The sequence below is a fragment of the Pedobacter sp. GW822-FHT03F06 genome, from assembly GCF_058801365.1.
Genome location: NZ_JBXANE010000008.1, coordinates 104,667 through 117,650 on the forward strand (window position 1 = coordinate 104,667; position 12,984 = coordinate 117,650).

At 38.1% G+C, this 12,984-nt stretch carries 13 protein-coding genes; 8 read left to right on the top strand and 5 right to left on the bottom strand.

All coding sequences use genetic code 11. The annotated features are described in order from the left end of the window. Positions 1 to 8: 8 nt before the first annotated feature. The 5 genes from AC1RJ8_RS15175 to AC1RJ8_RS15195 all read right to left on the bottom strand — a co-directional run bounded on the left by AC1RJ8_RS15175 (position 9) and on the right by AC1RJ8_RS15195 (position 4,213). Complete coding sequence (locus AC1RJ8_RS15175) at positions 9 to 530, bottom strand: O-acetyl-ADP-ribose deacetylase (RefSeq protein ID WP_492954671.1); 522 nt, start codon at positions 528 to 530, stop codon at positions 9 to 11. Beyond that, positions 527 to 940, bottom strand: coding sequence for a hypothetical protein (locus AC1RJ8_RS15180; protein WP_492954670.1), 414 nt, complete (start codon positions 938 to 940; stop codon positions 527 to 529). The genes AC1RJ8_RS15175 and AC1RJ8_RS15180 overlap by 4 nt, the downstream gene beginning before the upstream one ends. A gap of 44 nt (positions 941 to 984) precedes the next feature. Beyond that, positions 985 to 1,818, bottom strand: coding sequence for a ribose-phosphate diphosphokinase (gene prs, locus AC1RJ8_RS15185; RefSeq protein WP_492954669.1), 834 nt, complete (start codon positions 1,816 to 1,818; stop codon positions 985 to 987). Positions 1,819 to 1,886: 68 nt separating this feature from the next. Beyond that, positions 1,887 to 2,579: an NUDIX hydrolase gene (locus AC1RJ8_RS15190; RefSeq protein ID WP_492954668.1), complete on the bottom strand. Its 693-nt coding sequence runs from the start codon at positions 2,577 to 2,579 to the stop codon at positions 1,887 to 1,889. Positions 2,580 to 2,650: 71 nt separating this feature from the next. Then, entirely contained in the window at positions 2,651 to 4,213 is a 1,563-nt protein-coding gene (locus AC1RJ8_RS15195) for a L,D-transpeptidase family protein (RefSeq protein ID WP_492954667.1), read from the bottom strand. Positions 4,214 to 4,488: 275 nt separating this feature from the next. Between AC1RJ8_RS15195 and hisG the strand changes: the two genes are divergently transcribed. From hisG to hisIE, 8 genes are all read left to right on the top strand, one after another. After that, on the top strand, positions 4,489 to 5,340 hold the full coding sequence (gene hisG, locus AC1RJ8_RS15200; protein ID WP_492954666.1) for an ATP phosphoribosyltransferase: 852 nt from the start codon (positions 4,489 to 4,491) through the stop codon (positions 5,338 to 5,340). A gap of 49 nt (positions 5,341 to 5,389) precedes the next feature. Next, positions 5,390 to 6,670 carry a histidinol dehydrogenase gene (hisD, locus tag AC1RJ8_RS15205; protein WP_492954665.1) on the top strand — a complete coding sequence of 427 codons (1,281 nt, stop codon included), beginning with the start codon at positions 5,390 to 5,392 and terminating at the stop codon, positions 6,668 to 6,670. A 107-nt stretch (positions 6,671 to 6,777) separates the two neighbouring features. Beyond that, positions 6,778 to 7,818: a histidinol-phosphate transaminase gene (hisC, locus tag AC1RJ8_RS15210; protein WP_492954664.1), complete on the top strand. Its 1,041-nt coding sequence runs from the start codon at positions 6,778 to 6,780 to the stop codon at positions 7,816 to 7,818. Positions 7,819 to 7,956: 138 nt separating this feature from the next. Beyond that, the gene (hisB, locus tag AC1RJ8_RS15215; RefSeq protein ID WP_492954663.1) at positions 7,957 to 9,090 is read left to right on the top strand and encodes a bifunctional histidinol-phosphatase/imidazoleglycerol-phosphate dehydratase HisB; all 1,134 of its coding nucleotides are present in this window, start codon (positions 7,957 to 7,959) and stop codon (positions 9,088 to 9,090) included. 193 nt (positions 9,091 to 9,283) lie between these two features. Next, entirely contained in the window at positions 9,284 to 9,916 is a 633-nt protein-coding gene (hisH, locus tag AC1RJ8_RS15220; protein WP_230143677.1) for an imidazole glycerol phosphate synthase subunit HisH, read from the top strand. A gap of 1 nt (position 9,917) precedes the next feature. Beyond that, a complete protein-coding gene (gene hisA / locus AC1RJ8_RS15225; RefSeq protein WP_029278668.1) occupies positions 9,918 to 10,667 on the top strand; it encodes a 1-(5-phosphoribosyl)-5-[(5-phosphoribosylamino)methylideneamino]imidazole-4-carboxamide isomerase in 750 nt (249 codons plus the stop codon). A 102-nt stretch (positions 10,668 to 10,769) separates the two neighbouring features. Further along, on the top strand, positions 10,770 to 11,909 hold the full coding sequence (hisF, locus tag AC1RJ8_RS15230) for an imidazole glycerol phosphate synthase subunit HisF (protein WP_493008057.1): 1,140 nt from the start codon (positions 10,770 to 10,772) through the stop codon (positions 11,907 to 11,909). A gap of 109 nt (positions 11,910 to 12,018) precedes the next feature. After that, positions 12,019 to 12,621 (top strand): bifunctional phosphoribosyl-AMP cyclohydrolase/phosphoribosyl-ATP diphosphatase HisIE, encoded by a 603-nt coding sequence (gene hisIE / locus AC1RJ8_RS15235; protein WP_492954661.1) that lies wholly within the window; start codon positions 12,019 to 12,021, stop codon positions 12,619 to 12,621. The last annotated feature ends 363 nt before the right edge of the window (positions 12,622 to 12,984 follow it).

Consider the following 12,984-nt stretch of genomic DNA (forward strand, 5'->3'; position numbering starts at 1 on the left):
AACTCAAATCATTGTTTAATGCGATTGAGTTTTTCGTCATAGAGCCGGTAATTCTCATCGTCGAAACAAACGAAGATTACCTTTTCTATTTTTTCTTCTTCAGCAAAATTATTTACCGTGGCAATAGCAATATCTGCTGCTATTTCTTTAGGGAAATGATAAATCCCTGTGCTGATGTTTGGGAAAGCAATAATCTTAACATCATTTTCTACGGCTAAGGTTAAACTGTTGCGGTAGCAATCTGCAAGCAAAGCATTTTTTTCTTCGCTATCACCATTCCACACGGGCCCAACCGTATGGATCACATATTTTGCCGGTAAATTGCCTGCCGTAGTAATTACCGCATTTCCGGTTTTGCAATTCCCTTGTTTATCTCTGATGGCCACGCAAGCTTCTAAAATGGCTTTACCACCTTTTCTGTGAATGGCACCATCTACCCCACCGCCACCAAGCAAAGAACTGTTTGCCGCATTAACGATTGCGTCGGCTTTAATTTCTGTTATATCAGCTTTGATTAGTTCTAAAATCATTTTTTAAATTCTTTTAATTTGCTTCTTAATGCTAAGTTTTCTGTTTTTGCAGATCGACCAGTAAAATAAGCTTTTACAATTTCTATTGTACCGTTGATGTTAGCGTTAAAATCGTTCAACTCTTCAGCAGGAATCCAAAGTTCGTTATGCATTGCCCCGCCTACATTTTGAACATCATACTTCTTCAAATAATCCTCATTTACTTCAAAAGCGGTTACGATGCCAATAAAACCAGAAAATTCATCATTGGTATTCCATTCCAAAGCAATTTGTTCAGCATATTGCTGGTTCATTACCGGATAAAAAATAGGCTGCCATGCTAATCTTGCAGGAAAGGCGTTAAAGCCACTTTCAGCAATGAGCTCCATTTCTTTTAAGCCAACGGGCCTGAATAATCTTATCGTTTTCATAATTATTATGATTAGACCCTGAAATGAATTCAGGGTGACGATCGCTAAATAATATCAACCAATTTTATCTGTGTTACCCCATCATGATCAACTTCTTTGATCGAATCAGTAGTAAAAATTTGCTCGAAATATCTGCCCAGCTCATCAAAACCTTTACTAAATATGCCATGACTAATCGCTAAATAAAGTTTCCCAGCATTTTTAGCCTTTAGCGCTTCTGCCAGACCAATAAATGTACCGCCGCCATCACAGATATCATCTACAATTAAACAATCAGCACCAGCTAAATCTTCGGCATATACTTTAAATCCTGAAAGTTTTCCTGTTTTTACATCCCGGCTTTTCGAACACTCTACTACTTCTGCTCCACCTAAAAATTCAGATACTTTATAAATTTTCTTTAAAGCCCCACCATCAGGAGAAATGAGTTTTACTTCTGTACCTATTTTTGCAATTACCTGTTTTATAAATTCGTGATTGGAAACTGTCACACAGTTGTTGAGCAAGGCTGGTGCTACTTCGCTATGCGGATCAAAAACGGTAACACTTGCCAAAGCCATAGCGTTAATGATATCGGCATAAACTTTCACCGATAAAGGCTCGCCGTGAATCATCACCCGATCTTGCCTTGCAGCCGGAAAGTATGGTATAAAAAGTTCGATTTCTTTTACCCCCATTCTTCTCAAGGCATCAACCGTAATACAGATCAGACCTAAATCGTTAAAGGAATTTATTCTTTGCGTAATGGTAACCGGAGCAGCAACATCAAAATTGTTCGAAATTTTAATGTGTGGTTCGCCACCCGCAAATAAGAAAGATTTGTATTCGATTAAGTTATTTTCGCCTAGCGGAGTAAAACTTGGATTAAGATTTAACATATATTTGCGTATTATTTACACAAATATAAAAATCATTTTTAGAATGCAAAGAATAATTTGTGTTTATTTTACGCAAACCTAATGTCGAATTGGAAATTTTCCTTCAAAAGCTGATTATATTTTGCCTTATCGAAGGTGAAAAGTTTGCCCGGCCTGCCACTAGCACCCATTTTAACCACTTTATCGGTTTCTGTAACAATTCCAAAACTTAGAATTTTTTTTCTGAAATTCCGTCGGTCTATATCTCTTTCTAAAATGGAGCAGTACAGATTTTCAAGATCGGAAAAGAGAAATTCCTGATCCAACAGATCAAAACCGATTGGTTGATAAGTGAGTTTGCTTTTTAAACGCTGATGTGCGAGATTAACCATTTCATTGTGATCGTAGCCCAATTCCGGAATTTGAGTAACGGGAAACCATTTCGCATCTTTAGCATCAGTATCGGCTTTTAATACAAAATTATTAGGATTAACCAGTGCAAAATAAGCTACAGAAATTACCCTGAAGCGTTCATCACGATTGATATCATCACCAAAAGTACCCAGCTGTTCAAGATAATTTACGGTTATACCGGCCTCTTCTTTAAGTTCGCGCTCAACTGCTGTAAGCAAAGGCTCGTCATTTAAAATAAATCCACCCGGTAAAACCCAGCGATCGGCTAACTTACCAAAACGCTGCTGAACAGCCAGCACATAAAGTGTTCCTTTTTCGTATCCAAAAACAATAGCATCAACAGCGATTTTGATATTTTGATCGATCATTCTTTAATTTGTGTTAAAACAACACAAAGTTAATCCTTTTAACGAAGAAGATCGAAGCTGCCGACCGAATTTTACCTAAACTTCTTCATCGCTGCCCAAAGTTTTTCGTCCATGCCGTAAACATCCGGCCTGTATTCGATCTTGTCATTTTGAGACCAGGCAGTAATGTAGGTGATCAGTAATGGAACATTTTTCTTTGGGGCAAACCAGGCTGGTTTTAACTGAAAGGTTTTAAGCGTATCAGCCTTTTGCGCCATGCGTTTTTTATACCATTTTACGTGAGTGCTATCAATCGGGGGTAAATCCACCTCTGCCCTAAGCTTATCATAAGTGTAAGAATCTTTCACCAAGAGTTCGGCAAATTCGAGTGGTTTTTCGATACGCACACAACCATGACTTATAGCCCGGTTTGTTAGGTTAAATCCGTTCTTGTTATTGGTATCGTGCAGGTAAATACTCGAGCTATTATCGAAGATGAATTTGAACTTTCCTAAAGCATTTCCACCGCCAGATCCCTGCTTAAATTTAAAGGGTAATTTATCACGTGAATACTTATTCCAATTGATGGTATCAGGCTCACCAATCAGCTTATCTTTATAGTATACTTTGATGTTACTATTTGATAAATAATATGGATCTTTTCTGGCCATCCAATAGATCTCACTTTGCGCAATACTTACCGGAATATTCCAGATCGGATTGGCCTGAATAGAATTGATTTTGCTGAACAATAAAGGTGTCTCATGGTTCTTTGGTTTATCATCTAAATTGCCTGATTTTGCAAAGGCTTTTAGCTTCTCTTCATAACCGTTTTCACGCCTCCCACCAACGCAAACTTTCATTGTAATTACAGTATCTGTTTTATCGATCCAGGTTAATCTAAAATCAGGAATATTTACCTGCACATAATTGTCCCCTGTCTCTGGCATTTTCCAACGGAAACGTTCCATGTTCAGTAATAAAATCCGCTGCTCACTTTCAAGATCTGTATTTAAATAGGCAGCTTGCAAAGCTTTATATTGAGCCGATTTTGGCTGGACAGATTTTAAGGTGTCCACAAGACTTTTACTATTTAAAAGATTAGTCATCCCCAAGCTATCCGGGCGTTTAACTTTAATGTAATAGCGCGAAAAAATAGTGCGTGGGTTTACCACCCCATATTTAAGATAATTATTGTAGTTCAGATAAGCACTTGCTGACAATAACTCTAATTTGGCGATTACAGGATAACTTTCTTCAACCTTTTTAAATTTATTGGCCGTTAACGCTGCTAACAAACTTTTAATCTCATCAGTTTTAAAAATCTTTGGGTTAAAGCCATGCACTTTACTCTGATCTAAATAATTTACCAGCGAGTCTAACTCGCCATTGATGTAAAACTGCGTAACCAGCTTAGGTTGAGCATAATTATTGGCATAAAAGGCTTTAATGGTTTTTGGATTAACGAACTTGCCCGAAAGACTGTCCATTGTTTTCACAAAAATGCTATCATAAGCTACAGTATCGAAATCTTTGTAGATTTTATTCTTGAAATGTTCAGCAAGCACTTTCCCGATCTCTGGTGGGCTTTTAAACCATCCACAGGCAGAAATAAATAAAATAAAGGGCAGAATTAGAAAGCGAAACTTTTTCAAAAGCGTAAAATTTTAATACAAAATAATGGTTATTGGCAATAAAAACAGCATAATGGCAAATTAAGTGCCATTATTTTTTGTTTTCCCATTTCAAACACTATATTTGCCAGCGCTTATCAGCTAACGTATTGATACTGGCAGAAATAATTTATGAATTTAACTTTGAACCATCACTTACATTTACACCATCGCCGATAGGCGATATGATATGTTTGTTTTGTACTTCAAAACTTTTTTCCGTAAAATAATTTCTTGTTCACTCTATATTCAATACTTTGAAAACACTTAAAATCGCTATCCAGAAATCGGGTAGGTTAAACGAAAAATCTGTAGAAATACTTAAAAACTGTGGTTTATCTTTCGAAAACTACAAAAGCTCGCTCATCTCAACCGTTACCAATTTTCCTTTAGAAATTCTTTTCCTTCGGGATGATGATATTCCTGAATATGTACAGGATGGCATTGCCGATTTGGGTATTGTTGGTGAAAACGTAATTGTAGAAACCAAAGCCGAGGTAGATTATCTGCAAAAATTAGGCTTCGGAAAATGTACCCTAAAAATTGCTGTTCAGGCTACCAGTAATATCCAAAAGCTGGAAGAGTTAAATGGCAAAGCGATTGCTACTTCTTACCCGGTGATACTCGAAAAATTCTTACAGGAAAAAGGAATAAAATCTGATATCAGAACCATTTCCGGATCCGTAGAAATTGGTCCGGGTTTAGGCTTAAGTGATGCCATTTTTGATATCGTATCAACAGGTGGAACATTAAAAAGCAACGGACTAAAACCTTTCGCTGATGTGATGCAATCGGAAGCTGTTTTAATCGGAAACAAATCAATAGCCAACAATCCTGAAGTTGCAGAATTGCTGCAGCGCATCCGCTCTGTGCTCAGTGCAAAATCTAACAAATATGTGGTACTAAATGTATCAAAGGATAACCTTCAAAAAGTAGTCGATTTACTTCCGGGTGTAAAAAGTCCAACCGTGGTTCCACTCTTCGAACCGAACTGGGTTGCCGTTCACTCTGTAATTGCCGAAGAAGATTTCTGGGATAAAATAAACAGTTTAAAAGCAGCTGGTGCCGAAGGTATTTTAGTAATGCCAATCGAGAAAATAATCAGATAAAATCGTTTAAACTCATATTAACTATTAGTTAATTTTAAATTATAAAACATTGAAAATCTACAATTATACAGATTTATCTAAATCAAAAATTGAAGAACTTTGTTCGAGGCAAATTGAAGACGATAAACTGGTTGAAGAACGGGTAACCGACATCATCAGCACGGTAAAAAAAGATGGCGACCAGGCACTTTTTAACTTTGCAAAAGCATTTGACAAAGTTGATCTCGAGAAGCTATTTTTAGATGCGGAAGAATTGAAAGCAATTGCATCTACCATTCCGGCTGAAGCAAAAAAAGCGATCGATACGGCTTACCAAAACATCAAAACTTTTCACCAGTCGCAGTTAAAAACTGAAGATAAAATCGAAACAATGCCAGGCGTTCTGTGCTGGCGCGAATCGAGGGCAATTGAAAAAGTTGGCCTTTATATTCCAGGTGGAACTGCCGTTTTACCGAGCACTTTTTTAATGCTGGCTACTCCGGCAATCATCGCAGGCTGTAAAGAAATTGTGGTATGTTCTCCTCCGCAAAGTGATGGTAAAACCAATTGTTATCTGGCCTACTGTGCAGTGCTGCTGGGTATTGAAAAAGTATTCTTGATTGGGGGTGCACAGGCTGTTGCAGCAATGGCTTTCGGAACGGAAAGTGTACCACAGGTATATAAGATCTTCGGCCCAGGCAACCGTTATGTAACCACAGCAAAAACCATGGTTCAAAATAAAGTGGCTATCGATATGCCCGCCGGACCATCAGAGGTATTGGTCATCGCTGATGAGACTGCCAATCCGTCATTTATTGCTGCAGATCTACTTGCGCAGGCTGAACATGGAACTGATAGTCAGGCTATTTTAGTGGCTACTTCTAATCAGATCATTGCTGATACGTTAAAAGAGATTGAAAATCACCTTACTATACTGCCACGAAAAGAGATAGCAGCAAAAGCAATAGCCAATTCTTATGCTGTCTTAGCTGAAAATTTAGATGAGGCGATGCAATTTTCAAATGAATATGCGCCAGAGCATTTAATTTTGGCTACTGAACATTTCCAAAGCCTTATTCCATCGATTATCAACGCTGGATCGGTATTTTTAGGCAACTTTACACCGGAAAGTGTTGGCGATTATGCCTCTGGAACCAACCATACATTACCAACCAGTGGCTTCGCAAAAGCTTATTCGGGCGTATCAACTGATGCTTTTCTGAAAAAAATCACTTTTCAGCATCTATCGGCTGATGGATTAAACAACATTGGCACCACAGTTGAAATACTTGCAGAAGCTGAGGGCCTCGAAGCGCATAAGAATGCAGTGAGTATTAGATTGAAGAATTAAATTAAGGTAAACCTATATAATGAGGCCGTCATGCTGAATTTATTTCAGCATCTATATAATTAAAAAGACCCTGAATTAAATTCAGGGTGACGAATAAAAATATTAAAATGGACATTAACGATTTAGTAAGAGAAAATATAAAAAACCTTCGCCCCTACTCTACCGCAAGGGACGAATTTAAAGGTCAGGCATCAGTATTTTTAGATGCAAACGAGAACAGTTATGGCTCGCCATTACCGGCAAATTACAACCGTTACCCTGATCCATTGCAACTGGATTTGAAAGATGCAATCAGCAAAATAAAAGGTGTACCCATTGAGAACACTTTTTTAGGAAACGGTAGCGATGAAGCGATAGATTTATTGTTCCGCGCTTTTTGTAATCCTGGAAAAGACAACGTAATTGTGCTACCACCAACTTACGGAATGTACGAAGTTTCGGCCAATATAAACGATGTAGAAATACGCAAAGTTAGCCTGCTTCCGAACTTCCAATTGGATATGGAAAAGATCGCAGAAACGATTGATAAAAACACGAAATTAATCTTCATTTGTTCGCCAAATAATCCGACCGGAAATTCGATAAACCGCGAAGATATTGAAACCATTTTAGCCAACTTTAATGGCATCGTTGTGGTGGATGAAGCGTACATTAATTACGCCCGTCAGAAGACCTTCATTCAGGAGTTAACCGAGTACGGAAACCTGGTGGTTTTGCAAACTTTTTCGAAAGCCTGGGGGCTTGCCGCTTTACGTTTAGGCATGGCATTTTCTTCAACAAAAGTGATCGATGTTTTGAACAAAATTAAGCCACCCTATAACATCAATCAGGCTACGCAGGATTTAGCTTTTGAAGCGCTAAAAAACATCGCTCAGGTTAACGATTGGATTAAAGAATCTGTTGCAGAAAGAGACCGTTTAAGTAAGGCTTTAATTGCACTAAATATTGTTAAAAAAGTATATCCTTCTGATGCTAATTTTATCCTGACGGAAGTTACCGATGCTTTGAAAATTTACGATACTTTGGTCGATCAGGGTATCATTGTACGCGACCGTTCTAAAGTAACTTTGTGCGAAGGATGTTTAAGGATTACAGTAGGTACAAAAGAAGAAAACGACAAACTATTAACTGTTCTAGAAAATTTTTAAGATGAAACCATCATGAGTATACCGCTCGCAAACAGCAATGAACCGAGCCTGCGAGCCCTTAAACACAAAAATCAAATAGAAATTTGTGAAAATATGTTCATGATAGCTTCATTACCGTTAAAAACAAATTATATTCCAATGAAAAAAATATTGTTTATAGACCGCGATGGAACGTTAAATATCGAGCCTGACGATGAACAGGTAGATAGCTTTGCGAAGCTTAAATTCTATCCGCGCTCATTATATTATTTATCGAAAATTGCAGCCGAACTGGATTACGAACTGGTGATGGTAACCAACCAGGATGGATTGGGAACACTTTCGAATCCTGAAGAAAATTTCTGGCCGATCCACAATTTCATGCTCGATACTTTTGAAGGTGAAGGCGTTCATTTTAGTGAAATTGTGATTGATAGAACTTTTGCGAAAGACAACGCGCCTACCCGTAAGCCTGGTACTGCTTTATTAACCAAATATTTTAGTGAAGATTACGATCTGAAAAATTCTTTCGTGATCGGCGATCGCTTAAATGATGTGGTTTTGGCCAAAAATCTGGGTGCTAAGGCAATTTTTCTTCGTCAGAATGATGCATTGGGTTCTACTGAAGCATTAGATAAACATGAAACGTTGTTGGATGTGATTATTCTGGAAACCAAGAAATGGGAAGACATCTACAACCTGCTTAAAGCAGGAAGCAGAAAAATTCACCACGAACGCAAAACCAACGAAACCGATATTACTATTACCCTTGATCTGGACGGAACAGGAAAAGCCAAAATCGAAACCGGTTTAAATTTCTTCGATCATATGCTTGATCAGATTGCCAGACATGGAAGTGTAGATTTAGAGGTAATTGCTAAAGGTGATTTAAATATTGATGAGCACCACACCATAGAAGATACTGGCATTGCGCTTGGAGAAGCCTTTGCAAAAGGATTAGGCAATAAACTAGGCATTGAAAGGTATGGTTTTTGCTTACCAATGGACGATTGCCTGGCACAGGTAGCCATTGATTTTGGAGGAAGAAACTGGATTGTTTGGGATGCTGAATTTAAACGCGAGAAAGTTGGCGATATGCCTACAGAAATGTTTTATCATTTCTTTAAATCGTTCAGTGATGCTGCAAAATGCAATTTAAACGTAAAAGCAGAAGGCGATAACGAGCACCATAAGATTGAAGCTATTTTTAAAGCATTTGCGAAAGCGATTAAAATGGCAATCAAACGCGATGCCGAGAAAATGGTTTTGCCAAGTACTAAGGGGCTATTGTAAGAAAGATGGAAGGCTAAAAGGTTTAAGGCGGAGGGTTTTGACGCCCATCCGCTGTTAATAAACCCGATAGAGCGGAATAGCCCGCATCCCGATTCTTCATCGGGAGAGGACTATAAGCGATAGCGGGACTACAGCACCTTTGAAAAGCTGACATTCATTTTCAAAACAGGAACAAAAATATAATGCAAATTGTATGAACGATAAAAATTCAAAGTCTCCTTCAGGGGATTTAGGGGTTGGAATAGTAAATTACGGAGCAGGCAACATCTTCTCCCTTACCGCAGCTTTAGATCGCTTAAATGTGGCTTACGGCATGGTAAACACCGAAAACGACCTCGAAAAATATAGCCACATCATCATCCCTGGTGTTGGCCATGCGGGGGCAGCCATGGAAAAACTGAAAGGAACAGGCTTGGTTGAAGCCATTAAAAAACTAACAAAACCCGTTCTTGGTATATGTGTGGGCATGCAGCTCATTACCGAACATTCGGAAGAGGGCGATGCAGCGCTATTAAATATCGTTCCGGTTAAAACCAAAAAATTCGATAAGTCACTGAATATCAAAATACCACACATGGGTTGGAATGCGGTGAGTCCGAAAAACAATTCACTATTTGAAGGTGTTGAAGATAATACACAATTTTACTTCGTGCATTCGTACTTTATTGAATATAACCCTACTTTTGACATCGCATCTGCTGATTATGGTTTAAAGTTTTCGGCAGCGGTACAAAAAGACAATTTTTACGGCGTTCAGTTCCACCCTGAGAAATCGGGAAAAGCCGGCGAACTAGTATTAAAAAATTTTTCAAACTTAAGCTTATAAAATGTACATAATACCTGCTATTGATATTTTGGATGGAAAAGTTGTCCGTCTTCGTGAAGGCGATTACAACCAAAAAACAGAATATGATGTTTCGATCCCCGAAATGATAGAAAAATACCGCTCAAATGGTACAGATTTCATCCATATTATTGATTTAAACGGAGCCAAAGGCGATTTTAGCAATCAAAAAGCACTTTTCGAGATTATTAAAAAAACCGAAATGAAGGTGCAGTACGGTGGTGGTATCAGAACCATTGAGCAAGTGACCAATTTGCTTGATGCCGGGATACACCGCGTAATTGTAGGTACACAGGCCATTACCAACCCTGATTTCCTACCTCAATTAAGCGAAGCTTTTGCTAAAAAAGACGATTACGCCAACCGCATCGTCATTGCAATCGATGTTTTGGATGAGGTAATTAAATATTCGGGCTGGATGGAAAGTTCGCCGATTAAACTAATGGATTACGTTGACAAATGTCTTTCACTGGGTTTTTTCCGTTTCTTATGCACCGATATCAGCAAAGATGGAAAATTAGGCGGTGCAGCGATAGATTTATACGAAAAACTGCTTGAACATTCGCCTATGATTAAACTGATCGCATCAGGTGGTGTAAGTTCGATGCAGGATATCTACGACCTGGCCAAGTACCCAATTAGAAGTGTAGTGGTTGGAAAAGCAATTTACGAAGACCGCATTACCATCGAAGAAATTAAAGAGTGGAACTTAAAAGCCTTGTCAAGTATCTAACCCCCCAGCCCCCTAAAGGGGGAGTTAATAGCATAGTCAATAAAGATGACCTATAAAATAAATGAGGATGATTTTGATTTTTTACAAGTCAATGAACCTAATATGTTTTATGGTGCATCAAATATAATTTTTGAAAATGCTAAACGCCTAAGAAATAGTGTTACTGAAGCAGAAAATTTGCTATGGCAAGTTATCAGTAATAAACAATTAGGAGTAAAATTTAGAAGACAACATCCCATTTCATGTTTTATCGCTGACTTTTACTGTCATGAGGTAAAATTAATTATTGAATTAGATGGGAGCATTCATGATCTACCAGAAGTTATCAATAATGATATTGAAAGACAAAGGATTATCGAACAATTTGGAATAAAGATAATTAGATTTAAAAATACTGAACTTTACAATAATTTAGACTCAGTTTTGGAAAAAATAAAAGAAACCATACAGGCTAATCAGCTTGCATCTCCCCCTTTAGGGGGCGGGGGGCTTAGTAAAAGAATAATCCCTTGTTTAGACGTTAAAGACGGCCGTACGGTAAAAGGTGTAAACTTTGTTGATTTACGCGATGCAGGTGACCCTGTTGAACTGGCCGCACAATACGCACAACAGGGTGCCGATGAATTGGTTTTTCTGGATATTACGGCCACACACGAGCGTCGGAAAACGATGATTGAAATGGTTAAATCGGTTGCCAGGCAATTAAATATTCCTTTTACCATTGGTGGCGGAATAACCGAAATTGCGGATGCCGAAGCATTATTAAATGCAGGGGCAGATAAAATCAGCATCAATTCGGCAGCAGTTCGGAATCCTAAATTAATAGAAGATCTGGCTAAAACCTTTGGTGTGCAGTTTGTGGTTTTGGCAGTCGACACCAAATATGTAAACGGTAAAAATATGGTCCACCTAAATGGAGGAAGGCTAATTACCGAACTGGAAACCGAAAACTGGATTAAACAGGCTGAAGATTTAGGCGCAGGAGAAATTTTGTTAACTTCGATGGACCACGATGGCACCAAAGCAGGTTTTGATTGTGGGTTGCTCAGTAAAGTAAACCAAATGATCAATATCCCGATTATAGCATCAGGCGGAGCAGGTAATATGGCGCATTTTACCGAGGTTTTTCAAAAAGCCAATGTTGATGCGGCACTTGCTGCTTCGGTATTTCATTACGGCGAAATCCTGATCCCTGATTTAAAACAAGAATTGAAAAGAAACAATATTCCTGTTAGAATATAATAGTTAACTCGTCATTGCGAGGCACGAAGCAATCCTAATGCTATGGGTTCAAAACCTGCAAAAGTAGTAAGATTGCTTCGTGCCTCGCAATGACGGAAACATCATAAAAATGAATATCGATATATCAACCCTTGATTGGGATAAAACAGCTGGCTTACTTCCTGTAATTATTCAGGATTACAAAACTTTAGAGGTTTTGATGCTAGGCTATATGAATGCTGAAGCACTGGAGAAAACGCAAGCTGAAGGCAAGGTAACTTTCTTTTCGCGCGCTAAAAACCGCCTTTGGACTAAAGGTGAAACCAGCAACAATTTTCTTTATGTGAAAGAACTTTTTGTAGACTGTGATAATGATACTATCCTGATTAAAGCCGACGCTGTTGGTCCAACCTGCCATACGGGTAGCCGCAGCTGTTTTAAAACAGATTACAACCAGAACTTCATTTTCGAACTCGAAAACATCATTAATGATCGATATGAAAACCCGGTTGAGGGTTCTTACATCAACAAAATGCGTAGCAAAGGGCTAAATAAGATTGCCCAAAAAGTTGGTGAAGAAGGTGTAGAAACCGTAATCGCCGCCCTTGCTGAATCGGAAGAAGAACTCATTGGAGAAGCGTCAGATCTTGTTTTCCATCTTTTATTTTTATTGAAAGAAAAAGGACTATCTATTCAGGATATTGCTAAGAATTTAGAGAAAAGACATCAATAAAGGTAGAAGGCGGGAAGGTTGAAGGTGTAAGGTCTTAAATGCTAAAGCCCCCACCTTAATCTCAAATAAAAGATACAAATAATGAAAAAATGATGGATAAGATTAATGCGATCATAAAGTCAAAAATATTGATCTGGCATTTTTTAGTGATCTTTATTGGAGCTTTTTTTATTTGTACTTTATTTTACGCATTAATTATTCCCATTATATTCTGGATGGCTTTAGGAGAAAGTGCAGAATCTGATAGACTTGCAAGTTTACCATTAAATATGTTTATCGGAGAATGGGGAGCATTAGTATTTACTATTCTACTCTGCGTGATTTTCATATTAATAAATTTTAAGAAATTGAACTTTCGAAGGG

Coding starts and splice junctions, on each gene's coding strand:
- AC1RJ8_RS15180 (WP_492954670.1), bottom strand. CDS start 940: ATGAAAACGATAAGATTATTCAGGCCCGTTGGCTTAAAAGAAATGGAG.
- hisB (WP_492954663.1), top strand. CDS start 7,957: ATGAAAAAAATATTGTTTATAGACCGCGATGGAACGTTAAATATCGAG.
- AC1RJ8_RS15190 (WP_492954668.1), bottom strand. CDS start 2,579: ATGATCGATCAAAATATCAAAATCGCTGTTGATGCTATTGTTTTTGGA.
- hisIE (WP_492954661.1), top strand. CDS start 12,019: ATGAATATCGATATATCAACCCTTGATTGGGATAAAACAGCTGGCTTA.
- hisA (WP_029278668.1), top strand. CDS start 9,918: ATGTACATAATACCTGCTATTGATATTTTGGATGGAAAAGTTGTCCGT.
- hisH (WP_230143677.1), top strand. CDS start 9,284: ATGAACGATAAAAATTCAAAGTCTCCTTCAGGGGATTTAGGGGTTGGA.
- prs (WP_492954669.1), bottom strand. CDS start 1,818: ATGTTAAATCTTAATCCAAGTTTTACTCCGCTAGGCGAAAATAACTTA.
- hisF (WP_493008057.1), top strand. CDS start 10,770: ATGTTTTATGGTGCATCAAATATAATTTTTGAAAATGCTAAACGCCTA.
- hisC (WP_492954664.1), top strand. CDS start 6,778: ATGGACATTAACGATTTAGTAAGAGAAAATATAAAAAACCTTCGCCCC.
- AC1RJ8_RS15175 (WP_492954671.1), bottom strand. CDS start 530: ATGATTTTAGAACTAATCAAAGCTGATATAACAGAAATTAAAGCCGAC.